The 23875-nt window shown below is 60.1% G+C and carries 22 protein-coding genes and 2 tRNA genes; 13 read left to right on the top strand and 11 right to left on the bottom strand.

The features are described from left to right. Positions 1 to 571: 571 nt before the first annotated feature. Entirely contained in the window at positions 572 to 1669 is a 1098-nt protein-coding gene (locus AWB69_RS09715) for an acyltransferase family protein (RefSeq protein ID WP_062084675.1), read from the bottom strand. Positions 1670 to 1907: 238 nt separating this feature from the next. On the opposite strand from AWB69_RS09715, the gene AWB69_RS47555 reads away from it, so the two are divergent. Beyond that, a tRNA-Ser gene (locus AWB69_RS47555) sits at positions 1908 to 2013 on the top strand. A 265-nt stretch (positions 2014 to 2278) separates the two neighbouring features. Here the strand turns inward: AWB69_RS47555 and lhpH are convergent. The 4 genes from lhpH to AWB69_RS50295 form a co-directional block, all read right to left on the bottom strand. Then, positions 2279 to 3286, bottom strand: coding sequence for a trans-3-hydroxy-L-proline dehydratase (gene lhpH / locus AWB69_RS09710; protein ID WP_062084674.1), 1008 nt, complete (start codon positions 3284 to 3286; stop codon positions 2279 to 2281). Between the two features lie 16 nt (positions 3287 to 3302). After that, positions 3303 to 4424 carry a branched-chain amino acid ABC transporter substrate-binding protein gene (locus AWB69_RS09705; protein WP_062084673.1) on the bottom strand — a complete coding sequence of 374 codons (1122 nt, stop codon included), beginning with the start codon at positions 4422 to 4424 and terminating at the stop codon, positions 3303 to 3305. A gap of 519 nt (positions 4425 to 4943) precedes the next feature. Continuing rightward, complete coding sequence (locus AWB69_RS50300; protein ID WP_269447474.1) at positions 4944 to 5303, bottom strand: LysR substrate-binding domain-containing protein; 360 nt, start codon at positions 5301 to 5303, stop codon at positions 4944 to 4946. Continuing rightward, positions 5300 to 5968, bottom strand: coding sequence for a LysR substrate-binding domain-containing protein (locus AWB69_RS50295; RefSeq protein ID WP_269447473.1), 669 nt, complete (start codon positions 5966 to 5968; stop codon positions 5300 to 5302). Before AWB69_RS50295 ends, AWB69_RS50300 begins: the two co-directional genes overlap by 4 nt. A 45-nt stretch (positions 5969 to 6013) precedes the next feature. Between AWB69_RS50295 and AWB69_RS09690 the strand changes: the two genes are divergently transcribed. Beyond that, positions 6014 to 6511 (top strand): GNAT family N-acetyltransferase, encoded by a 498-nt coding sequence (locus AWB69_RS09690; protein ID WP_062084671.1) that lies wholly within the window; start codon positions 6014 to 6016, stop codon positions 6509 to 6511. Positions 6512 to 6570: 59 nt separating this feature from the next. On the opposite strand, the gene AWB69_RS09685 is transcribed toward AWB69_RS09690, so the two are convergent. After that, positions 6571 to 7200 (bottom strand): SCO family protein, encoded by a 630-nt coding sequence (locus AWB69_RS09685; protein WP_082913324.1) that lies wholly within the window; start codon positions 7198 to 7200, stop codon positions 6571 to 6573. Positions 7201 to 7552: 352 nt separating this feature from the next. Between AWB69_RS09685 and otsB the strand changes: the two genes are divergently transcribed. Together otsB and otsA are read left to right on the top strand one after the other, a co-directional pair. Next, the gene (gene otsB / locus AWB69_RS09680; RefSeq protein ID WP_062084670.1) at positions 7553 to 8314 is read left to right on the top strand and encodes a trehalose-phosphatase; all 762 of its coding nucleotides are present in this window, start codon (positions 7553 to 7555) and stop codon (positions 8312 to 8314) included. Continuing rightward, positions 8311 to 9690 carry an alpha,alpha-trehalose-phosphate synthase (UDP-forming) gene (otsA, locus tag AWB69_RS09675; RefSeq protein WP_062084669.1) on the top strand — a complete coding sequence of 460 codons (1380 nt, stop codon included), beginning with the start codon at positions 8311 to 8313 and terminating at the stop codon, positions 9688 to 9690. Before otsB ends, otsA begins: the two co-directional genes overlap by 4 nt. Before the next feature lie 73 nt (positions 9691 to 9763). Here otsA and AWB69_RS09670 read toward each other — a convergent pair whose 3' ends face one another. Further along, positions 9764 to 11602 carry an ABC transporter ATP-binding protein gene (locus AWB69_RS09670; protein WP_062084668.1) on the bottom strand — a complete coding sequence of 613 codons (1839 nt, stop codon included), beginning with the start codon at positions 11600 to 11602 and terminating at the stop codon, positions 9764 to 9766. Positions 11603 to 12520: 918 nt separating this feature from the next. Between AWB69_RS09670 and AWB69_RS09660 the strand changes: the two genes are divergently transcribed. The 5 genes from AWB69_RS09660 (at position 12521) to AWB69_RS09640 (ending at position 15900) form a co-directional block, all read left to right on the top strand. Continuing rightward, complete coding sequence (locus AWB69_RS09660; protein ID WP_062084666.1) at positions 12521 to 13585, top strand: glycosyltransferase family 4 protein; 1065 nt, start codon at positions 12521 to 12523, stop codon at positions 13583 to 13585. A gap of 323 nt (positions 13586 to 13908) precedes the next feature. Further along, on the top strand, positions 13909 to 14742 hold the full coding sequence (locus tag AWB69_RS09655; RefSeq protein ID WP_062084665.1) for a hypothetical protein: 834 nt from the start codon (positions 13909 to 13911) through the stop codon (positions 14740 to 14742). A gap of 199 nt (positions 14743 to 14941) precedes the next feature. Next, entirely contained in the window at positions 14942 to 15235 is a 294-nt protein-coding gene (locus tag AWB69_RS09650) for a DUF1177 family protein (RefSeq protein ID WP_062084664.1), read from the top strand. A gap of 106 nt (positions 15236 to 15341) precedes the next feature. Further along, on the top strand, positions 15342 to 15659 hold the full coding sequence (locus AWB69_RS09645; RefSeq protein ID WP_062084663.1) for a type II toxin-antitoxin system RelB/DinJ family antitoxin: 318 nt from the start codon (positions 15342 to 15344) through the stop codon (positions 15657 to 15659). After that, on the top strand, positions 15598 to 15900 hold the full coding sequence (locus tag AWB69_RS09640; protein WP_062084662.1) for a type II toxin-antitoxin system YafQ family toxin: 303 nt from the start codon (positions 15598 to 15600) through the stop codon (positions 15898 to 15900). The genes AWB69_RS09645 and AWB69_RS09640 overlap by 62 nt, the downstream gene beginning before the upstream one ends. 212 nt (positions 15901 to 16112) lie before the next feature. On the opposite strand, the gene AWB69_RS09635 is transcribed toward AWB69_RS09640, so the two are convergent. From AWB69_RS09635 to AWB69_RS09620, 4 genes are all read right to left on the bottom strand, one after another. Next, a tRNA-Val gene (locus AWB69_RS09635) sits at positions 16113 to 16187 on the bottom strand. A 90-nt stretch (positions 16188 to 16277) separates the two neighbouring features. Further along, a complete protein-coding gene (dnaQ, locus tag AWB69_RS09630; protein ID WP_062084661.1) occupies positions 16278 to 17015 on the bottom strand; it encodes a DNA polymerase III subunit epsilon in 738 nt (245 codons plus the stop codon). A gap of 11 nt (positions 17016 to 17026) precedes the next feature. Next, a complete protein-coding gene (gene rnhA / locus AWB69_RS09625) occupies positions 17027 to 17485 on the bottom strand; it encodes a ribonuclease HI (protein WP_062084660.1) in 459 nt (152 codons plus the stop codon). Then, a complete protein-coding gene (locus tag AWB69_RS09620) occupies positions 17485 to 18330 on the bottom strand; it encodes a class I SAM-dependent methyltransferase (RefSeq protein WP_062084659.1) in 846 nt (281 codons plus the stop codon). Before AWB69_RS09620 ends, rnhA begins: the two co-directional genes overlap by 1 nt. An 18-nt stretch (positions 18331 to 18348) precedes the next feature. Here AWB69_RS09620 and gloB point away from each other — a divergent pair, with 18 nt between their 5' ends. From gloB to carA, 4 genes are all read left to right on the top strand, one after another. Next, the gene (gloB, locus tag AWB69_RS09615; protein ID WP_062084658.1) at positions 18349 to 19152 is read left to right on the top strand and encodes a hydroxyacylglutathione hydrolase; all 804 of its coding nucleotides are present in this window, start codon (positions 18349 to 18351) and stop codon (positions 19150 to 19152) included. A 157-nt stretch (positions 19153 to 19309) separates the two neighbouring features. Further along, entirely contained in the window at positions 19310 to 20974 is a 1665-nt protein-coding gene (locus AWB69_RS09610) for a transglycosylase SLT domain-containing protein (protein WP_062084657.1), read from the top strand. A 104-nt stretch (positions 20975 to 21078) separates the two neighbouring features. Continuing rightward, positions 21079 to 22314 carry an MFS transporter gene (locus tag AWB69_RS09605; RefSeq protein WP_062084691.1) on the top strand — a complete coding sequence of 412 codons (1236 nt, stop codon included), beginning with the start codon at positions 21079 to 21081 and terminating at the stop codon, positions 22312 to 22314. 364 nt (positions 22315 to 22678) lie between these two features. Next, positions 22679 to 23827 (top strand): glutamine-hydrolyzing carbamoyl-phosphate synthase small subunit, encoded by a 1149-nt coding sequence (carA, locus tag AWB69_RS09600; protein ID WP_062084656.1) that lies wholly within the window; start codon positions 22679 to 22681, stop codon positions 23825 to 23827. Positions 23828 to 23875: the final 48 nt, after the last annotated feature.

Here is a 23875-nt window from a genome sequence, read left to right as displayed (position 1 = left end):
CCAGCTTTGACTTCTAAAGTAAGTGTCTTCGAGCTCCAATCTTCGAAAGGAGATTGGGGCTTTTTACCTGAGTGAGCCCGGCACGACCTGCGTACTTGGATAATCAAACAAAAGTTTTTCGCGACCACGCCTGCGGGTGTTTTGAAGTCCCGAATTCACACATGTCGCTTACAGACCCGATACACGGGCGAAACCATGATGCCACGCTTACTTATTCCGGCCGGCCGCTGGAAGATTGACGCCGAATCCACTACTGAACAGGCCACCATTCGCTTATCCGGTCGAGGGTTCTCAGACTCCTGGAGAATGGACAACAGAGCACATAGCGTTGTATTGACGCCTGACCAAGCGCAAGAACTTGTCTCTGAACTGAACTCGGTCTTGCTCGATCTGGAAATACAACGAGCCGCAGCCTTGGCGCGGGCCGCCGAGGGCGCGGGATAGTTATCGGCCAGTGTGGCCGCCAATCCTGCGAATTTGAGGCGCGGTTTCGCGGCCAAAGGGTTATCTTTCGCCGTCCGGGCGAGTAACGTCGCCGCGGAACAAATAGCATGAGCGACCGAGTAGGTCGCTATTCAGATACTCTGACCTGCCGTCTGGGTGTCCGCAGAAACTCTTTCCATGGAACTTCAATCAGCCGATAGGTGATTGAAGCTAAACCAATTGTTATGGCCAGGAAAGCAATGAAGAAAAATGCGTTGGCATAGGGCATTGCGATTCCCGTCGCTACAGATACGACGTGAATCGCGAGTTGCAACGGGTAGTGCACGAGATAGATCGAATAGGAGATGGTGCCGAGATAGACGAGCGGCGGCAGCAGCAAAGCGCGCTTGACGAGGCTGCCTCTGGTTGCTCCTACGATGAGTGCCGGGAAGCATATAGCGGCGATCGCCAGATCTGAATGCTGCGTAAATGTCCCTCGGGCGCAGTAGTAGAGAAAGCCGATGATCGCTGCAGACGCCATCAAGTCATAGAAACCGTTCTTGAAGTTCATGCGTCTGATCGCATGGCAATCCAACCGGTAAAGGGCGACGCCTATTCCGAAGCCGACGATGGTTCTGAATATGTCGTTGTCAATTCCGAGCACCGTTCCACTGCTGATGAGGCTATTGCGCCATAGCGCTGCGAGAGCAACGGCGAAACCGATGCCTAACACGACCGTTGCGGTACGGCGGCCTGCAGCGATTGTCGCCAGGAAAAGCATGTTCACTACAAACTCTGTTGATACCGACCATGAAGTCGCGTTGTACGAGAAGCCACGCTCAAGGCCAGTCCTGTTCAGCAGCAGGAGATTTAGAGCGAAGTCGCGCTTGTCATTGAACGTATAGATGAACGGCTCGCTCGCCAGTGGATGGACCAGTACCCATTGCAAGGCTGCGACGACACACAGCATTGCGACATGCAATGGGTACATGCGTGCGATTCTGTCTCTGACATTGCTGGATAAATCCGACGAGCGCCCGGTTGACCAATATGTCCGCGCAAGCACGAAGCCCGAGAGGACAAAGAAGAAGTCAACAAGCAGCAGGCCATGCCGATAGAACGGCGCCATGAGATACGGTAAAGGTGATGCACCGAAATGATTGGTGTAATGCCAGCCGATCACGCCGATTGCTGCGAGCGCCCGGAGGCTGTCGAGCTCATGCATACGGGTGCTGTTTTTGCTCATGGACTGCCTGATTAAAATTCGAGCACGATTCTAGCAGGCGAGATCCAGGCGAACGATCTATCGTAGATGCCCAAGCTCGGACCCGAACATTCCGGATCAGGCGAAAGACCCAATCCGAGCGTTCTCCCCCGTCCTGCAGCAGCGTATCTTGCAGAAGGTTGGCGGTACGTTACGCGAACCAAGATGCTGTGGAGCGTCCGATGGTCGGTGGCCGGCAACGACCATGACCCGCGAAAACGAAGCGATTAATCTGAGTGGCTTATTTCGATAACTCATTGACTGCTCGAAAATCACAGCGGCCTGCAAAGCCGTTTAGGCCGGTTCGACTCCGGCTCGCGCCTCCAGAGATTCAAAGAAAAAGCCCTGACAAGTCAGGGCTTTTTCTTTGTCCGCGGCATTTCCATATACGGAAATGCGCCGCTAAAGTGGTAAAAAGTCCGCTCTAACCACTTCAAAAAAAACGCGAAACCATTCGCACATCGGCGCATTGGCCATCTGCGTGAGTTTTGCTCGGAGCTGCTTCCACAAAAAGAATGTGCCCATATAGAACATGGGGATGCATCATCCGGCGCAAAGGCAGTCTGCCAAAGCCGTAGGACCTGGTCGCGCTCATCGCACCAGGAAACCGTAGGTCAGCGGATCGCGGTCGTCGATGATCCAGTTGGCGAAGCCGCAAATATATGCCTTGCCCTCGACTTCCGGGATGACTGCATCGAACGGTCCGAGCTTCGTTTCGCTCAGCACGCGCCCCTTGAATACCGTGCCGATCACCGACTCGTTTATCAGCGTTTCGTCTTTGCCCAGCAGGCCGCGCAAATACAGTTGCGCGACCCTGCCGGCCGTGCCCGAACCAGTTGGCGAGCGATCGACTTCCCGGTCGGCGAAGACGCAGCAGTTCGCCTGCGTGGAACCCGCGTGCCGCGCTTGATTGGCGATGATCGTGCCGTAGACGTGATTCAGTTCAGGAATCTCGGGGTGCTTCACCTTGACCGCTGCATTGGCAGCGGCCTTGACCTCGGTGCCGAATTGAATCAGTTTGTCGATGGCAGATTCACGGATGGGCAGGTCGAAGGGAGCGCCATCGGTGTAGAAATAGAAGGCTCCTCCGAACGCGATGTCGCCCGTGACGTTGCCGAACGATGGTGTCGCCACGGTAACGTCACGCTGCCAGATGAACGAGGGCACGTTGACGAAGCGCACATTGCCGGCGTGATCCCCATCCCATTGCACGAACGCCTCGATGAAACCACAAGGGGCATCTATCCCCACGCGTGTTTCCGGCGAAGTGCGTTCGATCCAGCCGAGTTCCACCACCGCTGTCGCGAGGGCGATCACGCCATGGCCGCAATGATCGCTGTAGCCCTCGTTGTGCACGAAGATCACACCAAAATCCGCGCCTTCGCTGACGGGCTCCGTGAGGTAACCGCCGTACATGTCGGCGTGACCGCGCGGCTCGAGCATGAGCGCGCGGCGAATGTGATCGGCGTGTTCCTTCAGCCAGGCGCGACGCGCAACGATGGTCTTGCCCGGCATCTTCGGCAGACCGCTCGTGACAAGGCGAAACGCCTCGCCGCCGGTATGAACCTCGACCGTGCTGAGTGCTTGCGTGATTCTCATATCGACTCCAGGTGGATTACTGACCGTATGCAACCGGCAAGCCATTCTTGATGATGTACACGGTCGTAGGCGCGCCCTTCAGATCGCCCTTCGCGTCGAAGGAATATGTTCCTGCGATGCCCTTGTAGTCCGTCTTCGCCAGTTGCGCGATCAGCCTGGCTTTGTCCGTGGTCGTGCCGGCCTTCACCATCGCGTCGGCGAGCAGCATCATGCCGTCGTAGTAGCTGACGGCGTAGACCTGTGTATCGGTGTGATACGTGTCCTTATAGCGCTTGAGGAAGTCGCGGCCGGCGGCGGTTTTGTCAAGCGACGTGCCCCCTTGCGCGCAATACACGACCGATGCATCTTCACCCGCCACCTTGCCCATGTCGGCAGAGCAGATGCCGTCGCCGCCGAGCAGCTTCGCCCGGAGTCCACGCTGGCGCATCTGCTTGGCCATCGGCGCGCCCTGTGCGGCGTAACCGCCGAAGAAGATCACGTCGGGATTCTTGGCCTTGATCGTGGTCAGGATGCCGAGGAAATCGGTCGCGCTGGAGTTGGTGTACTGGTTGTCGACAATTTTGATGCCGTGCGCCTTCGCCACGTTTGCAAACTGTTCCGCGACACCTTGGCCGTAAGCCGTGCGATCGTCGATGATCGCCGCCGTCTTCGCCTTCAACGTCTTCGCGGCGAAGTCGGCCATGGTGCCGCCGAGTTGCTCGTCGCTCGCGCCTATGCGAAAGATGTTGTTGAAGCCCTGCGTGGTCAGGGCAGGATTTGACGCGACCGGGAGCATCGGGATGCCCGCGGAATGGTAGACCTGCGACGCCGGAATGGCGACGCCCGAGTTGTACGGTCCCAGGACGGCAATCACTCCGCTATCAGCAAGCTTTTGGGCGATTTGAACACCAATTTTAGGGTCAGCCTGGTCATCTTCCGAGTCCAGTTTGAACGTCACCTTTTTCCCCGCGACCACCACGCCTTTCTTGTTCAAATCTTCCACTGCGAGGCGCGCACCGTTCTCGTTGTCTTTTCCGTTGACAGCTTGCGGGCCGGTTAGTGGAGCCGAATGACCAACCGTCACGACTTCTTGCGCGTAGACGCCGGCATTGGCAAAAGCCGCCGTGGCGACCAGGAAACCTGCGACAGCCTTTTTCATCGATAATCTCCAAAGAACTATTTTGGTTCTTAATGTAGACCAAAATTGATCGTCATAGCAATGATTTCATAAATGCTTGACCAATTCTGGTCCGTATAGTGACCGCGTTTGGTGAGATTCAATCATGGCAGCAATTCGTGCGGAACTCGACGGCTCATTCCGTCCGCGGCAAATCCATGAGCAAGTGTCTGTGCGAATCAAAGCAGACGGTGGTCTGGGCCCAAATCCCGAGGGCCGAAAGATCGATCAGCCTTGCAGCTGAGGCTGAACTGAATGCCCAGTCATCGCGACTCTCAGCGCCCGCGCACCGCATCAGCGAGCGTTCTCCACGGGCTGTTGGCACGCTTGCGCGCGGCCCAGCGATGATCAGGCAGTGGGACAGCAATCCACGGTTCGCTATGCCCCACGAAGCGCCGGACGCCGAGCGGACGTGAGCTGGAGTTTCATCGCAATGAAGCGATAGGCACCCGGGTCACGAAAGCAGAGGAGCGGCCAGACATGACGAGCGTGTCGAAGTGGCTAAAGCGGCTCGATGGTCAAGTCGGCCATTGATCGCTCTGGACCACCGGACATCGCCGTCATTTTCCTCTGCACGCACTGAGTCACTGTCGGGGCTTCCACACGGCGGTTTTCGTCAAAGCGCTCCGACAGCCAGTCGACCAGCGCTCTCAGCCGCGATGACATCTGCCTTCCGGCCAGATACACCAGCGACACAGGCGACGGCACCGGCCGCCACGCCGGCAGCACTTCACGCAGTTGCCCCGAGCGCAGATAAGGCTCCGCCGCGAGCCGGCTCGGCTGCAGCAGCCCAACGCCTTCAATGTCCGCAAGCAGGCAACCATGCTCGTCGTCGATCTGCAGAAATCCGTCGAGCTTCACTTTCGCAAGTTTCCCGGCCGCGTGGAAATCGAATCCCATGCAGTATCGGTTCGAACCCGCCGCGCACTTGATGCCGACATGTGCGACAGATCATTGGGCGTACGCGGCACGCCCCGTTGCCTGAGATAAGCGGGACTCGCGCACGTGACCCTCTCGATATCGCCAAGCCTGCGCGCGATCAAGCCCGAGTTCGGCAGGTTGCCGAGTTGAATACTGCAATCCACGCCGTCGCTGACCAGGTCCACCGTCCGGCTGCTGACGCCCACGGCAAGCTCAATATGCGGATGGCGCGCGTGAAAATCCGCAATCGATGGCAGCACGACCGCATGTGCAATCGCCCCCGGCATCTCGATGCGCAACCGTCCGCGGAGGCTTTGAGAGCGGTTGGATAACGCTGACTCGGCTTCGTCGATATCGGCCAGGATCCGCACGCAGCGGTCGTGGTAGTGCATGCCCTCGGCGGTGAGCGTCAGCCTGCGTGTCGTGCGCAGAAGCAGCGGCACGCCGAGCAAGGCTTCGAGATGCTGCACGATCGTCGTCGTGCGCGCCCGCGCAATCCCGAGAGATTCGGATGCGCGCGTGAAGCTGTTCATATCGACAATGCGCACATGCTCCGCTTGCCTTGCGCGGCATAATTGGAGGCTGAAGCCTGCCGGTGTCTTCATTTCCCGCGATGCCCGGCGTCGAAGAACCGAAACGAACAAAATCCCATGACCGAGCCATTTTCCGAATTCGACTGGCGCTGGAAGCCATTCGACGACCTCAGCGCACTCGACGTCTACGCCATGCTGGCCGCGCGAAGCGAAGTATTCGTGGTGGAGCAGCATTGTGTGTATGGGGATATCGATGGAAAGGATGTGGATGCGTGGCATTTGCTCGTGTATCCACATTCCGCCGATGCACGGCCGGCGCTCGCCGCTTATTTGCGGGTCCTGCTGCCGAACGCTGCAGAAGGAACGGAGGACGCGGAAGAAGCCGATATCCGCATTGGCCGTGTGCTGACCACAGCCCGTTTCCGCGGCATTGGATTAGGTCAGGCGATGCTCGAACGCACGCTGGATTTGATCCACGAACGATGGCCCGGCCAGCCGATACGCCTGCACGCACAAGCGCGATTGCAGGGCTTTTACGCCGGCTTCGGCTTCGAGCCCATCTCCGATGTTCACGTGGAAGACGACATTGAGCACATCTGGATGCGCCGCGCATAGACGAACAGCGGGCGAACCGCGGGCGAACTTCGAAAGCTTAAGGACGTCAGGGAGCGATATCAGGACGGGGTCGAGTCGATCACGCGGCGCAGATCGTGCGTGATCGACTCGATGGAATCGGTCTCGGTGGCGAGCAGGCGCGCGTGGCCGTGGGTATCGAAGATATAGACGGCCGAACTATGCGTCACGTCGTACGCGCCGGAAGGATCGCGTTTCTCCATCTGGTAAGCCACACGGTAGCGCTTTGCAATGCTCTCGATCGCCCCGTCCGTACCGGTCAGCCCAACGGCGTGCTGCGCGTCGAACGCGCGCACGTAGTCATGCAGGGCCGCCGCGGTATCGCGTGCGGGATCGACGGTGATGAACACAATGCGCGTGTTTTTCGCGTCGGGCCCAAGTTGCTGCATGACTTGCATCAGCCGTGCCATGGTTTCCGGACACACGTCCGGGCAGTGCGTGTAGCCGAAATAAACCAGCGTGGTCTGGCCCAGGAACGACTGGCCGGTGACGGGTTTGCCGGTATCGTCGGTAAGCTTGAAGTCCAGGTCTGGCAGATGGCCGCTGACATCGGTCAGCTTCCAGGGTGTCGTATCAGGGCGCGAGCACGCAGCAAGACCCGTGCTCAGGAACAGGGCGGCGAGCAGTGCGGCGAACCAGCCCTTGGGTTGAAAACTGAACCAGGAAGACATTTTGCAACTCGGACGAGGGTGGGTGCATCAAGGCGGCAACGCGGACGGGTCATCAAGAAGTGGTCCTTGAAGCCATCCGGGTGCCGACTCTATCTCAGAATAGAAGCTTACGCCGGGCGTACACCCGCGCCGGCACGTGGCCGAGGCGTTATGCCGCAGCCGTGCCAGGCAAGACTGAAAGCTGGTCGAAGCAGATTTGAAAGCCGCGTGAAGCGCGGACGTAGCGTCCGGTGCTGGCTCGCCGCATGAGCGTGCAACGTAGCGTCCAGCGCCGCTTTCCCAGACGGGGTTACAAAGCGCGGTAACATGCGCACACTTTTCCGGTCTTTCTCCGGCTGAAAGGCAGATATCGATGCAAAACCTCCCAGACAATTTTCCGCTTGCCACCACCGCTTTTTTCTTCGATTTCGACGGGACGCTCGTCGAACTCGCACCCACGCCGGACGGCATCACCGTGCCGCCGGTCGTGCCGGCCATCCTGAGCGCATTGCGCCGCGCGACCAACGGCGCGGTGGCGATCGTGTCGGGACGCGGGATCGAGAGCATCGACTCGTTTCTTTCAATGCCCGATTTGCCCGTGGCGGGTTTGCACGGCGCCGAGCGGCGCGACTCGAACGCGGATGTCCAGCGCGTGGGTTTCAACGACGAGCGCCTGCTGCGCATGGAACACGTGCTCGAAGGCGCGGTGACGGCCAATCCGGGCATGCTGCTGGAAATCAAGGGCGCGGCGCTTGCGCTGCATTACCGCAATGCGCCGGAGCGCGGCCTGGCGGCGCGCGAGGTGACCGAGAAACTCGTCGCCCAATACGCCGACGCCTATGTGCTGCAGCCCGGCAAGATGGTCTACGAAATCAAGCCGAAGGACGTCGATAAAGGCCGTGCGGTGCGTGCCTTCCTCAATGAACCACCGTTTGCGGGTCGCCGGCCGGTGTTTATCGGCGACGATCTGACGGACGAGAAAGGCTTCGCGGTGGTGAACGAGCGTAACGGGGTCTCGATCAAGGTCGGGGCCGGCGACACGCTCGCGCATTCGCGGGTGGAGTCGGTTGGCGCGCTGCTCGACTGGCTGCAGCGTATTGCGGGAATTGAAGGTTCCAAAGGGACGCGTTCGTGAGCAGGCTGATCATTGTTTCGAACCGGGTCGCGCCAATTTCCGAAGGCGGCCCGGCGGCCGGCGGTCTGGCGGTCGGGGTCTACGACGCGCTCAAGGAAACCGGCGGCATGTGGTTCGGCTGGAGCGGCGACGTGGTGACGGAGCCGCCCGAAGGCATCACCCTGGAGGAGCGCGGCCGGGTGACATTCGCGACCATTGGCCTCGCGCAGCGCGATTACGACCAGTACTACCGCGGCTTCTCGAACGCCACGTTGTGGCCGGCGTTTCACTATCGGCCGGATCTGATCCAGTTTGACCGCGATGAATTCGATGGATATTGCCGCGTAAACCGCTGGCTCGCGAAGCAACTGGCGCCGCTGCTGAAAGCCGACGATGTCATCTGGGTCCACGACTATCACCTGATCCCGTTTGCCCAGGCGCTGCGCGATGAGGGCGTGACCAACCGCATCGGCTTTTTCCTGCACATTCCGTTTCCGGCGGCGCAGGTTCTGCTTAGCGTGCCGCGCCATCGCGTGCTGGTCGAGGCGCTGTGTTCCTTCGACCTGCTCGGTTTCCAGACGGCGCCCGATCTGCGCGCGTTTTGCGACTACATCGAGACGGAAGCGAACGGCGCGGTCCTGCGTATTGCCGGCCAGCCGAACGCGGTGAGCGCTTTCGGCAAGACCCTGCGGGCGGCGGCCTACCCGATCGGCGTTTATCCCGACGAGATTGCGTCGCTCGCCAAAGACGGTGAAAGCGGACGCGAAGTGCAGACCGTCAAGACGACGCTGCGCGATCGCAAGCTGATCATGAGCGTCGACCGGCTTGATTATTCAAAGGGGCTGGTCGAGCGCTTTCGTGCGTTCGAAAAGCTGCTGGAACATCAGCCGACGCAGCGCAACAACGTCTCCTTCGTGCAGATCGCACCACCCACGCGCGCCGATATGGATACCTATCGCGACATCCGGTTGCAGCTCGAGGCGGAATCGGGGCGCATCAACGGGCGGTACGCCGAGCTCGACTGGACGCCGATCCGCTATATCCATCGGCAATATGAGCGGCCTGTGCTGGCCGCGTTGTTCCGCGCGTCGCATGTGGGGTTCGTCACGCCGTTGCGCGACGGCATGAACCTGGTCGCCAAGGAATATGTGGCGGCACAGGATCCCGACGATCCCGGCGTGCTCGTCCTGTCGCAATTCGCGGGCGCGGCGCAGGAATTGAACGGCGCGCTGATCGTGAATCCGCTCGATATCGACGGCATGGCGGACGCGCTCGCCACGGCCCTCGCCATGCCGCTGAACGAGCGGCAGGTCCGGTACGCGGACATGTTCGCCCAGCTTCGCGAGAACAACGTGTCCGTCTGGCGCGACAACTTCATGCGCGATCTGCAGGCGTAAAAAAACCGCTTCGGTCTGATGAATCCGAAGCGGTTTTTTTATTGCGAGTTGCTCGAGTCTTGCCGACGCAAGCTCAGGTCGACTCAGCCTTTGCCGCAAGTTGTTGCGAGGGCATGGTCGTCGGCGGCAACTTGCCGTGCTGCTTGGAGAGCAGTTCCCGATATAACCCCGGCCGGTTGCGCAACTGTTCCGGCGAACCGTCGTCGATCACCTTGCCGGCGCTCATCACGATAATCCGGTCGAAGCCTTGCAGCGTCGACAACCGGTGCGCAATTGCAATCACCGTGCGGCCGACCATCAGCCGGTCGAGCGCCTGCTGGATCGCTTCTTCGGACGAACTATCGAGTGCCGACGTAGCTTCGTCCAGCAGCAGGATTGGCGCGTTTTTCAGGATTGCGCGGGCGATGGCAATGCGCTGACGCTGTCCGCCCGACAGCTTCACACCACGGTCGCCCACTATGGTGTCGAACCCTTCCGGCATGGCTTCGATGAAGTCCGAGCAGCGCGCCTCGCGGGCCGCGGCGAGCACTTCTTCGCGCGACGCGTCCGGCCGGCCGTACGCAATGTTCTCGTACACGGTGCGGTGGAACAGCGAAATGTCCTGCGGCACGAGCGCAATCGACATCCGCAGGCTGTCCTGCGTGATCAGCGAGATATCCTGCCCGTCGACCTTGATGGCGCCGCCCTGCGCTTCATAGAAGCGTTGCAGCAGCGCGAGCACGGTCGATTTCCCCGCACCCGACTTGCCGATCAGGCCAACGCGCTGACCCGGCTCGATGTGCAGGTTGAATTTATCGAGGATCGGCCGGCGGCGCGGATACGCGAACGTGACTTCCTCGAAATCCACCCGGCCGCCTTGCTGCACAAGCTCCGTAGCGTCGGACCGGTCGGGCATGCCATGCGGTTCCAGCAGCGTCTGCACGGCTTCCGCCAGACGCGCGACGTGCTGCGTCACATCCACGAGGGCAACAGCCAGATCGCGCGTGCCGTGGAGAATCGTGAAGCCGAGTGAGCTGACCAGCACGATATCGCCGGACGTGGCTCGCCCCTTCGACCACAGCCACAACGCCCAGCCGAGCAGCCCGGCCGAGAGAATCGCGGTGACGACCGCGTGGAACAGCCGCAATTTCTCGAGATACAGCAAGCTTTGCTGACGCGCGACCATTTCGGCCTTGACCGTCGAGCCAAAGCGCTTTTGCTCTCGAAACGTCATACCGAATGCGCGTACCAGCGCCATGTTGCCGATCACGTCGACCAGCTCGCCGTCTACAGACGCGGCTTTCGTGGCGAACGTGTGGTGCCGTGCCGAACCACGACCGGCCAGCCGGTAAAGCACAAAAGCGAGAATGGCCGAAGCCAGCATCAGGCAGCAGGCCATGAGCGGATTCACCGCAACGATCATCACGATCGCACCGATCACCGCGATGCACGGCGGCAACACGTTCCACGCCATGGTGTTTTCGGCGGTATAGATTGCGTTCGATGTCGCCGTGATCCGGCTGGCGAGCATGCCGGGCTGTTTCTCGGAGAAGTAGGTGGGGGAATGGCCGCTGAGGTAGGAGAACAGGTCGCGCCGCAAGTCGCCCGTCACGACGACGAACGTATGCGCGCCGACCCAGCCGCCGACCCGCCACAGCATGTTGTCGGCGGCGATCAGGCCGACCAGGATCATGAAGGCGGCCCAGAGCGGGCCGGGATGGCCGCGGCCCTGGCCGAGCACATCGATCAGGTGTTTGATCGCGTACTGCGAGGCGAGCGCGCAGCCGACAGCGGACAGCACGCTGACCAGGACGATGGTGTGCGCGACCGGATGCCGGCGGATGTAACGAAACAGAAAGGCCAGCGGGCGGCTTGCATAGCTCGCTAGCTTCGCGTTGTGCACGTTACGCTGAGAGACGGTGAGTTGGTCCAATGGTCTTTTTTGTTGAGTAGAGCGGTTGAGCGCGATGCTTCACCGTGGCCGCATGCGGCGTGTCTGACCAGAGCGAGGCGACAAGCGTGCAGCACCGATTGCTGAATTGTAGCGAGTGTAGCGAGCCAAATCGTCTCGCATAATGCTTTCCGTGGTGCATATCCATCAGCCAAGGCTGATTTTCAGCAAAAGTGCGTCGCCCGAACCGGGCAATCAATGCCCGCTGGCGACGCGTCCTGCACCTTCCACGGTCCGCACACGGCTCGCGCTGTGCTGTCCGCAGTACCTCGACGTGAACGAGTTGGAGCTGAGAACTATGCCCCTGGGAGGGTGAAAGCACGTCGCGGTCCCGCTACCTGCACAGCGCCGCTAATGGCAAATCCGGTAGCCAGCGGGTCGGTCATGGCTTGGCCGGATCTGTTGGGTGTCGCAGCGCTTTGGCGTCTCGCGCCGGGCTGCGACCGGTTCGGATTCATGTCGACCAGCGTAGAACAGCCTTGATAAACAAGGGTTTGCAAAGTGTATCGACGGTGTAACAACGTAAATAAGTTGAAATGCCAGGTAGGAAACCGTGTAAAAACCGGGATACTTCACCCGGGTTTCCCCTTAGTCGTTTTGACAGGTTGTTGTAGGTTCCGGTCAACGGCTCCGTAGGTTGTGCGTTTATGGCTGGGTGCGCTGAATTTACGAGATGGAATCGATCTTGCTCTGCCTGATCACGCTCTGAAACAGACGCCCGACACCCGAAGCACCAGCAGCACCCCAAGCAAACAGCGAAGCATCGCGATTTTTTCTCGTGCTATCGGCCATTCCGCTGGAGACACCAGCACCGTGCCGAACCCGGGTGGGCGATTCGCTTGATTTAACGACCGATGCCAAGCGCATCAATTTTGCCTGACATATTTAGGAGTTTCCGACATGCGAATCGCTCAAATCGCGCCTCTTCACGAAGCCGTCCCCCCCAAGTTCTACGGTGGCACGGAGCGCGTGGTGTCCTATCTGACCGAAGCGCTGGTTGAGGCTGGTCATGACGTCACGTTGTTCGCGAGCGGTGATTCGCAAACGTCGGCGAAGCTCGAAGCCTTCTGGCCGCAAGCGCTGCGCCTCGACCCGACCATCCGCGACACGATGGCGCCGCACATGCTGTTGCTGGAAGAAGTGCGCCGCCGCGCTGACGAATTCGATGTGTTGCATTTTCACATCGACTATTACCCGTTCTCGCTGTTCTCGCGCCAGCCGGTGCCGTTCCTGACGACCATGCACGGCCGTCTTGACCTGCCGGAACTGCAGCCGATCTTCAGCACGTTCAATGATGCGCCGGTTGTTTCGATCTCCGACAACCAGCGTCAGCCGTTGCCGCAAGCCAACTGGCTTTCGACCGTGTATCACGGCCTGCCGGAAAACCTGCTCAAGCCGATCCCGAACGTGGAGCCGGGTTACCTCGCGTTCCTCGGCCGCATTTCGCCGGAAAAGCGGGTTGACCGGGCGATCCGGATTGCTGGGGCAGCGGGCATGAAGATCAAGATCGCGGCGAAGATCGACAACGCCGACCGCGCGTATTACGAAGAGCAGATCAAGCCGTTGTTCGCGCTGCCGCACGTGGAATACATCGGCGAAATCAACGAGCAGCAGAAGACCGAATTCCTCGGCAACGCACACGCGCTGCTGTTCCCGATCGACTGGCCGGAGCCGTTTGGCCTGGTGATGATCGAAGCCATGGCTTGCGGTACGCCTGTGATCGCGTTCAATCGCGGATCGGTGCCGGAAGTGATCGAAAACGGCGTGTCGGGTTTTGTCGTGGAAGACGAACTGAGCGCAATCGCTGCGGTGAAGCGACTCGACACGCTGCCGCGCGCCAAGGTGCGCAAGGCGTTCGAAACGCGTTTCTCGTCGAAAGTCATGGCTGCCCGCTATGTTCACACGTACGAAGAACTGCTGCGCGCCAAGCGCCGCACCGTTCTGCGCGAAGTCAACGCGAGCTGATTCTCAGGTTCGATGACGCTGTTTTGAGCGCTGCCTGATCGGGCGCTCGATTAAAGCTAAAACAACGCCCCGTGCGCCGTCAGGCGCACGGGGCGTTGTTGTTTTGACACACTGCAGGGGCAAGCTTCACACGTTATCGGCGGGTTGAGCATGCCGGGCCGATGCCGTTTTCGACATTCTCCCTATAATGTGCGGGCCTCGCGAAATGCGGTGCAGCATCGGAACGAACGTGTGGACGGGTGTGGAAGTCTCTTGAAAATCGCATCGCGCGACGGGAGGAACTTACCGCGCGAACAAGGACAGTCGTGAACAGGAGTGAAGTTTTGGCGAGAACGAAGCAGAGTAGCGCGAGCCCGGCACCCGGTGCTGGCACTGTGTTCGCGCTGCGGGCGATCGGACTCGTGCTGGCCGCGCGCTGGTTGTTCTCGATGTCGCAGATGGGCTATCTCTCTTCGCTGCGCGCGATGACTTCGTCGCCGTGGGCCTGCGTCACCCTCGTGCTTTTGTTTCTGCTGCTGTTCCTTCCCGGTGCCCGGGCGCGCGCGGAACGGCCGCTGCACCCGCTGCCGCAGTGGCTGCGGCAAGCCTTGCGGCTGCTCGCGCTGCTGAGTTTCCTGTTCGCGGTGTGGTCGGTCGGGTTCTTTACCTGGACCGCCGGCTGGAAAGATGCCATTCACGCACTGGCCGAAACCAACGGCTGGCTGCTCGTCGCACCCGCGCTTTATGGGGTAGTTCTGTGGATTTGCCGGCCTCGCGCACTGTGGCGCACGAATATTGCCGCGCGCCGGTTTGCGATCGGGCGTTATGCCATTTCCATCGATACCACCACGCGCACGGCGGTCGTCTGGGCCGAAAGCCGCAAACTCGGTCAGTACGATGCGCGGGAGTTATCGGTGAAATGGCCTGAGGGGTCGGCTTCCGATACCGGGGCTGCCGGCTTGGAAAGCAGCGCTACCGCGGCGGCCGTTGTGCCAACGAAACGCGGTTTGTTCGGCCGGGAGGCGCGGCCCAAGATGGAACTGCTGTGGGATTCGCCCGCCGCCGCCGGACACAATCGCAAAACTGTCTTCCGCGCCGCGCTGGCAAGCGAGGGCGATCGCAAGACGGCACGCGCGCTAGACATGTCGTTGCGCCAGAGTTCGAGCATCGGGGCTTGAACCCGGCGTAGGCACCAGCAACCAGCGGAGCCCTCAGTTATTTGCCTGAGGGCTTTTTTTATTCGTCTCGCCCCCACGTTTGCCAGATTCCGCCGCCAGTATTTTCCATCGATATCCCCATCTCATTTAATTTGTATTCCTGATTATTTTCAGCCTCCGCACGGCTAATGAGTATTTTCCCGTCATTGTCAACAGCATCATGCAACCGCATATTGCGACTGAAGCGCCGGTTGTCGGGGTCACGGTGACCGCGCAGTCGGTGGTGGGCGGTAGCGACTCAAGCGCCAACCATGAAACCGACATTGCGGAGGTCGTGCGCTTTTGCGTCGAGGTTGCCAAGCGGTTCACGGTTGCATCGACGGATAACCCGTGCGAGTTCTACAACGCGGCGGAGTGGTCAACGATCCGCGGCATGTACCCGGATTGTGGGTGTTTCAGGCGCCGAGTCAGTGCAGTTCAGATGGCATCACGTTGCTGCGTAGTACCAATGTAGCTACAATGCAGCTACGACGCTCGCTATCCAATGAGGATTCTTACTCTCCGTGCGTCAGGGACGTTGTCGCGTTGAGCGTCCAGAACTAACGCTACGAGGTCAAACCATGGCACCTGTCACCCTTAAATCTGCTGATGTCCGCACGCGGATTGAGCCGGACCTGAAAAAAGGCGCCGAAACGGTGTTGGCCGAAAACGGGCTAACCCTATCCGACGCTATTCGGATGTTTCTTCGCCAGGTGATCGTTCATGGCGGTCTGCCGTTCGACGTCCGCATCTCGAACGAAACCACTTTGCAAGCGCTTCGCGAATCTCGGGAAATGAAGGGGAGCGCACGCTTCGACTCCCCGGCGGATCTATTTAATGAACTCGAAGCAAAAAAAGGCAAAGCTGCCTCGAAAAAGCGATCACACGAAGCAGTTTGAGAAAGATTGGGTGAGTCTCTCGCATTCGGGTCGTTACGACATGCGAGCACTCAAGAATACGATGCAGTTGCTGACCGCCAATGACGAGCCGCTGCCGGCCGAATACAAGGACCATGAGCTAAACGGTGAGTGGGCCGATCATCGCGAATGCCACGTTGGGGGAGATTTCTTGTTGATCTACCGCGCCGACGACAAAGAGGTCGTTTTTGTTCGCGCCGGCACGCATTCGGAACTGTTCTGAGAGGACTCTTGGGCCGTTACTGGCCTTGATGAACGGCTCGAGTGTTGGAGGATGCTGTCGCTGACCAGCGCGCTGTCTGCATAGTTTCCAAAGCAATGCCCGTATCATCCTGCGCGTCACCCAGCGAGGTTTCTGTGCACGAAAAGAAAAAGGCCCTCAAGCATTTGCCTGAGAGCCTTTTTCAACGCGATGCAAACTCAACCGCGAAATCCTGGTGGGTGGTACAGGGATTGAACCTGTGACCCCTGCCGTGTGAAGGCAGTGCTCTACCGCTGAGCTAACCACCCGAAGAGCTTTGGATTATGTCAGAGCCTGGCTGTTTCGTAAAGCGAATCTTTGAGCACTTCAATAATTGCGTTACTTGTTATTTGGATGGATCAGGACCCCGCCGGTACTTCGACCGCGATCACCGTCTCGATCCGCCACACGCTTGTCCCCTTGACCGCCTTGTCGAGATCGTCGAGAACCGCGAGATGCGCGCTCAGTTCTTCCTCCGACGCCACCAGCACCGGCAACTGCAGATCATCGAGCGCAATACGTGGCGCGTGACCCTCACCGGTCGACTGCGCTTCACCGAGCATATCGATCACGAGGCTTTCCTGGCCACGCGTCATCGCCAGATAAACTTCTGCCAGCAATTCCGAGTCGAGCAGGGCGCCATGCAACGTCCGATGCGCGTTACTGATGCCAAACCGGTCGCACAACGCATCGAGTGAATTGCGCTTGCCGGGGAACATCTGCTTCGCTTGCACGAGCGTGTCGATCACGCCGCCGCACACTTCCTTCACGCCGGGCATGCCGACCAGAGCGAACTCCACGTCCATGAAGCCGACGTCGAACGGTGCGTTGTGGATGATCAGCTCCGCACCCGCCACGAAGTCGCGCAACTCGGCGGCGATATCGGCGAACTTGGGTTTGTCGCTGAGAAATTCCGTTGTCAGGCCGTGCACCGCGAGCGCGCCCGGATCGCTGTCGCGTCCCGGATTCACGTAGAAGTGCAGGTTATTGCCGGTGAGCCGTCGATTCACAAGCTCGACGCAGCCGATTTCGATAATACGATCGCCCGTGCGGGCGTTGAGGCCGGTTGTTTCGGTATCGAGTACGAGTTGGCGCATAGAGATAAAAATTAACCTTCGGCGAGTGAAGTGACGCCGCGATTCGCAAGCGCGTCAGCGCGTTCATTTTCCGGATGGCCAGAATGCCCTTTCACCCAGCGCCATTCGATCTGGTGCTGACCCACCAGCGCATCGAGCCGTTTCCACAGATCCGCATTCTTGACGGGGGTTTTCGCCGCCGTCATCCAGTTCTTCTTTTTCCAGCCGTGGATCCATTCGCTGATGCCCTTCTGGACATATTGTGAGTCGGTGTGAATGACCACGCGACACGGCCGCTTGAGCGCTTCGAGCGCCGAAATCACGCCCATGAGCTCCATGCGGTTGTTGGTCGTCGGCGTTTCGCCGCCGAACAATTCCTTTTCCTGATCGCCGAAACGCAGGAGTGCGCCCCAGCCGCCGGGGCCAGGATTGCCTTTGCAGGCGCCGTCGGTATAAATGTCGATTACTTTGTCTGTGGTGTCTAAGGTCATCAATGCTCGTTGCGTGTATGCGGCGTGGCGACCGGGGCGAGTCCCGGTGCGAGGGCAGGTTTTTTCAGCTTGCGCGGCCCGATCAGGCGCATGCCGCGCACGCGCTTGATGGCCGTAATCATGTAGGCGGCGCCGAAGATCGGCCACCACCGGTCGCCGGCGGCTTCCATGAACTGATAGCGCGCCAGCCACTGTTCGGTCAGGAGAGGCGGACGATAGCAGCCGAAGCGCCCGCGTTCAAGGTCGAATCCGAGCAGCTTGATCCAGTCCTTGATCCGCGTGAACGCGATCATTTCGTGCGCCGACGGGACAAACGGCTTGCCTGCAACCTTGCCGAGCGATTGCCGCGCACCCCACAGGCTCAGGGAATTAAAGCCCAGGATGATCAACTGCCCTTCAGGCATCAGCACACGTTCAGCTTCTCTGAGCAGCCGATGCGGGTCGCTCGTGAACTCCAGCGTATGGGGCATGACCAGCAGATCGACGCTTTGCGCCTCGAACGGCAAATCGAGCAGGTCGCACCACACAGTGCTGCGCCCCTCAGGCGCGTGCAGGCCGCGGCTTGCCGACGGCAGCGACGTCACGCCGGGCCGCGCGTCGGCCGAAACCGCCGGCGGCAGCGTGAACGGCGCGCTCGCAGCGCTGGCGGTATCGAGCACGAGGCCGCGATAGGGCATACGATTCTCGCGCAACGCGTCAAGCCCGGGCAGGCCGAGTTGCAGCGCGTGATAGCCGAAAATATCCGACACCACGCGGTCGAGCTGCGCCTGTTCCCACTCGAGCACATAGCGGCCGGGCGCGGAAAGTGTCCAGGCGGGCCAGTCTATAATTGTTCGCTCTGACATGTTCGGGTGAGTCGCCTTATGAAAACGCTTGAGTACGTGCCGGTTCCGGCGTTCGAAGACAACTACATCTGGCTGGTGTCGGACGGTCACAATGCCGTCGTGGTCGATCCTGGCGACGCCGCGCCCGTCGAAGCCTATCTGACGAAACGCGGTTGGCGGCTGACTGCTATTTTACTCACGCACCACCATCACGACCACGTCGGCGGCGTCGCAAAACTGCTCGTTAGCCAATCAGCCGATCGAGATATCCCGGTGATCGGTCCGGCTGGCGAGGCTATCGAGCATCTGACGCGGCGCGTGAAACAGGGCGATCACGTCAGTATCGCGAGTCCGGCGCTGGAATGCTCGGTTATCGACGTACCGGGGCATACCGCCGGACATATAGCGTACTTCCAGCCGGACGATCCCCAAGGCACGCCGCATCTCTTTTGCGGCGACACCCTGTTCGCGAGCGGCTGCGGCCGTCTGTTTGAAGGCACACCGCAACAAATGCTGAATTCGCTCGACGCGCTCGCCGCGCTTCCCGACGCCACGCTGGTTCACTGCGCCCACGAATATACGCTGTCGAACATCCGTTTCGCTCGCGCCGCCGAGCCGGGCAATGCAGCGCTGGCCGACTGGCAGAAGGCAGCCGAGAGCCTGCGCGCGTGCAATCAGCCGACCATTCCAACCACGCTCCTGCACGAACGAAATGCAAATCCGTTCCTGCGCGTGGGTGAAAAAAGCGTGCAGGCCACGCTTGCCGCGCAGTTCGAGCGCCCGGTGCGCGACCGGCTCGACGCGTTCACGCTGCTGCGCGGCTGGAAGGACAAATTTCGCTAACCCGTAGACGCCTGCGGTTATCTTCATCTGAAACGTTGAAAACCATTGCAGGCCTCGGATTTTGCTGTGTTTTTTGCATTTATATTGACGCGATGAGTGCGGTTCCGTACTATCGGGTCCAAATTTCCAAGCACATTTTTTGGAATCCGAGACGTTCATGCGATTGATTTTAAGCGCGCTCCTCGTCCTGACATTGGCTGCTTGTGCCAGCCAGGGCCCGACAGCGACCAACTCCCTTTCTTCCCTCCCTTCAGCGCAAAATCAGCAAGCCGTAGCAGACGCAATCCGCAAGAACGCCACCGCCAAGGAAACGATCAACGTCGACAAGACGTCCCTCGATTCACTTAGCGGACCTGACGGTGATTTGTGGGGCCGTATCCGCCGGGGTTTCCAGATTCCCGACTTGCAAAGCGACCTGGTCGACATGCAGGTCAACTGGTACGCGCAACGCCCGGATTACGTCGAGCGCATGACGGGCCGCTCGCAAAAATACCTGTATCACATTGTCGAGGAACTCGAGCAGCGGCACATGCCGACCGAACTCGCGCTGTTGCCTTTTATTGAATCGGCCTATAACCCGCAGGCGCTATCGGTCGCGAAGGCCGCGGGCATGTGGCAATTCGTGCCGGGCACGGGCCGCGACTACAACCTGAAGCAGAACATGTTTCAGGATGAGCGCCGCGACGTGCTTGCCTCGACCAGCGCGGCGCTCGACTATCTTTCGCGCCTTCACGACATGTTCGGCGACTGGGATCTGGCGCTAGCCGCCTACAACTGGGGCGAGGGCAATGTGCAGAAGGCGATCGCCAAGAACGAGGCGATGGGCCTGCCGACAGACTATCAAAGCCTGCGCATGCCGAACGAGACCCGCAACTATGTCCCGAAGCTGCAGGCGGTGAAGAACATCGTTGCCAATCCGCAAATGTACGGGCTGACGCTTCCGGACATTCCAAATCACCCGTATTTCGTGACGGTCACCACGTCGCGCGACATGGACGTGACCATGGCCGCCAAGCTCGCGGGCATGACGGTCGAGGAGTTCCGCTCGCTGAATCCCTCGTTTGCAAAACCGGTGATTCTCGGCGCAACGAACCCGCAAATCCTGCTTCCCTTCGATAACGCCAGCGCCTTCCAGAAGAATCTGAAGTCGTACTCGGGCCAGTTGTCGTCGTGGACCACTTATACGGTGAGCGAACGGGCAACACCCGCGGTTATCGCGCAGAAGATTGGTGTGGACGCGGATACGCTGATGTCGGTGAACCGCATTCCGGCCGGCATGCGGCTGAAAGCGGGCTCGACCATTGTTGTGCCGCGCAGCGATGACGACGACGAGGACATCAGCGCCGACGTTGCCGAAAGCGCGATGCTGGCTGTGGAGCCGGATGTTCCCGATACCCGCAAGATGCTGATTCGCGTTCGCCGCGCGCAAACCATGTCGACCTTCGCCGATCGCTATAACGTGTCGATCGCGCAGGTCAAGAGCTGGAATCGCACTCGCCGCGATTCCGTGTTGCCTGGCCAGCTGATCGTGCTGCACGTGCCGGTTGGGCGTGCTGTCCCGGCTGAACCCGGCCCCGTGCATGTGGAAACGGTGTCTGCGTCGAGCCGCAACAAGGGCGGCGTGACGAAGATCGGCACGCACGTGCCGGAGTCGAAGAGCGCGGCGCGTGGCGGGAAGACCAGCGCTCCGGCCAAGGTGACGCGCGTAACTGAAAAATTCAGTGCACCGTCCAAAGCGGTCAAATCAGCGGCGGTCAAACCTGAGGCGGTTTCCAAAAGCATGAAATCAACCAAGTCGACAGATAAAAAGAAGAAGCAATAACCTGTCTGCGCGGTCAAGTATCCACGCCGTCACCAAGGTGACGGCGTTTTCATTTGCGCGTGCGCGTTAAACTGCCGCTTCATATAAAAATCACTGCGCCGCACATGACGTCTTCCGTTCGGCTTCGCGTCTTTTTTCTGTTTTCTGCCGGATATTTCGTCTCGTACGTGTTCCGTGGGGTCAATCTTGGCTTCGCGCCCTACATTACGCACGACCTGGGTTTGTCCGGCGCCGATCTCGGCTTGCTCACGTCGCTGTATTTCCTTGGCTTCGCGGCGGCGCAGATTCCCGTGGGCATGTTGCTCGACCGCTTTGGCCCGCGCCGCGTCACGGCGGGCATGCTGTTGTTCGCGGCGGTGGGAATCGGCGTATTCGGGGCGGCGCATGGCATTGGCGCAATGATGCTGGGGCGGCTGCTGATTGGCGTGGGTGTGTCTGTCTGCATGAGCGCAGCGTTCAAGGCGCTCGCGCAGATCCTGCCCGTGGCACAACTTCCGATGGTCAACGGCCTCGTGATGGCGGTAGGCGGCCTTGGCGGCGTGGTGGTCGGTTCGCCGCTCGCCATCCTGCTCGGCGTGACTGACTGGCGCAACGTCTGCTACGGTCTCGTCGCGATGACTCTCGCGGTCGCGGCGGCCATTTTCCTGTTCGCGCCGGAACATCGCGACGGCGTACATCGAAATGCCGGCATGCTCACCCAGTTCAAGGGCACGTGGCGCATCCTCGGCAGCGGCACATTCTGGAAGATCGCGTCGTTTTCGGTCGTTACGCAAGGCGTTTTCTACGCGATGCAGTCGCTCTGGATAAGGCCCTATCTCCTCGATGTCATGGGTCTCAGCGCCCAATACGCCGCAGTGCTGGTGTCGGTGCTCGGCATCGCGATGATGATCGGCTGTGTCGGTTTTGGCGTGGCGGCACGTGGTCTGCAGAAACGCGGCGTCACGGTCTACGCGTTTTGTGGCTTCGGCATGGCGCTTTTCGTAGTTGTGCAGGTGCTTATGCTTGTGCGCGCCCCTATATCTCCGGCGTTGCTGATTGCGTGTTATGGCGTTTTCGGCGGAACGGGCATCCTGAGTTACGCGGTGATGGCCGAGTATTTCCCGACGCACATGATCGGCCGGGCGCACAGCACACTCACGCTCGTGCTGTTCATCCTGATCTTCGGCTTGCAGGTGGGCATAGGTGCGATGCTGTCGCGCTGGCCAGCCCAGGGTGGCCACTATCCCGCGGCGGCGCACTTAAGCGCGTGGGGCGTGTTGATCGCACTGCAAATTGCCAGTGCCATCTGGTATGTCCTGCCAAGCAGCGTTCTCGAAAAGCGCGGCGGCGTGGCATCATGATCGCTACATGTCCGCTGCATAAGGCCCGCAGCGCCTAACCTGGAACGCGTCTTGCATGTTGCGCGTCTCAAATTTGGAAGGAGGGGCGTTTTCGGGCTATAATTCGAAGGTTTGAGCAAATCAACCTACACCCTAGCGCCTACCTCCCACTCACCGCTCATCCGCCGCGCCTTGCAACACGCGCGCAACCCGCCTGACGCCTGATTCGCGCGCCCAAACATTGGAGCCCTATCGGCGAAACCGGCGAGTCTTGCGCCCGACGCAATCGAACGCGATGCGGGTCTGTGCGCGCCAATTCACGGCCGCGCGCGACTCCACGGTCGGATGACAGGTCGGCAAACAGGGTGTTCCAAAGGAGCCTCCCGTGTTGCCGTCATTCTCTCCCGCAATCCTCGCACTCGCCGACGGCACGGTCTTTCGTGGTCACTCGATCGGCGCGTCCGGTCACACGATCGGCGAAGTGGTGTTCAACACCGCTATCACCGGTTATCAGGAAATCCTGACGGATCCGAGCTACGCCCAGCAAATCGTCACCCTGACGTATCCGCACATCGGCAATGTCGGTGTGAACGCTGAAGACGTCGAATCCACCAAAGTCCATGCCGCCGGCCTGATCATTCGAGATCTGCCGGTGCTCGCCTCGAATTTCCGCTCCGAACAATCCCTCGCCGACTATCTGAAAGCGGAAAACGTCGTCGCCATTTCGAATATCGATACACGCAAACTCACGCGAATCCTGCGCGACAAGGGTGCGCAAAACGGCTGCATTCTCGCCGGTGCGGGTGCCGACGCTGAAGCGAAAGCCCTGGAACTCGCGCGCTCGTTCCCGGGTTTGTCGGGAATGGACCTCGCCAAGGTCGTCTCCACCAAGGAAAAGTACGAGTGGAAGCAATCCGAATGGCGCCTGGAAAGCGGCTACGGCGAGCAGAAGGCGCCGCAGTATCGCGTGGTCGCGTTCGACTTCGGCGTGAAGTACAACATCCTGCGCATGCTGACCGAGCGCGGTTGCCATGTCACCGTGCTGCCGGCTGAGTCGACCGCCGCCGACGCCCTCGCGCTGAACCCCGACGGCATCTTCCTCTCGAACGGTCCCGGCGATCCGGAGCCGTGCGACTACGCGATTGCAGCCACGCGCGAATTCATCAAACGCGGTATTCCGACGTTCGGCATTTGCCTCGGTCACCAGATCATGGGCCTGGCTGTGGGCGCGAAGACCATGAAGATGAAAACGGGCCATCACGGCGCGAATCATCCGGTGAAGGATCTCGAGAACGGCCGCGTGGTGATCACGTCGCAGAACCACGGTTTTGCTGTCGATGCCGCCACGCTACCGGCCAACGCCCGAGTCACGCATACGTCGCTGTTCGACGGCACGCTGCAGGGCTTTGCGCTCACCGATAAACCCGCGTTCTGCTTCCAGGGTCACCCTGAAGCGTCGCCGGGACCGAACGATATCGCGTACTTGTTCGATCGATTCGTCGGCCTGATGGAAGCGCAAAGGGTCGCAGCTTAAATAGTCACGCAGACACGCAAAGACAGAACACAGCAACACAATCATTGA

Source organism: Caballeronia udeis (assembly GCF_001544555.2).
Lineage (GTDB): Bacteria > Pseudomonadota > Gammaproteobacteria > Burkholderiales > Burkholderiaceae > Caballeronia > Caballeronia udeis.
The sequence above is the reverse complement of the archived record's forward strand: the minus strand, read 5'-3'. Positions and strand labels throughout refer to the sequence as shown.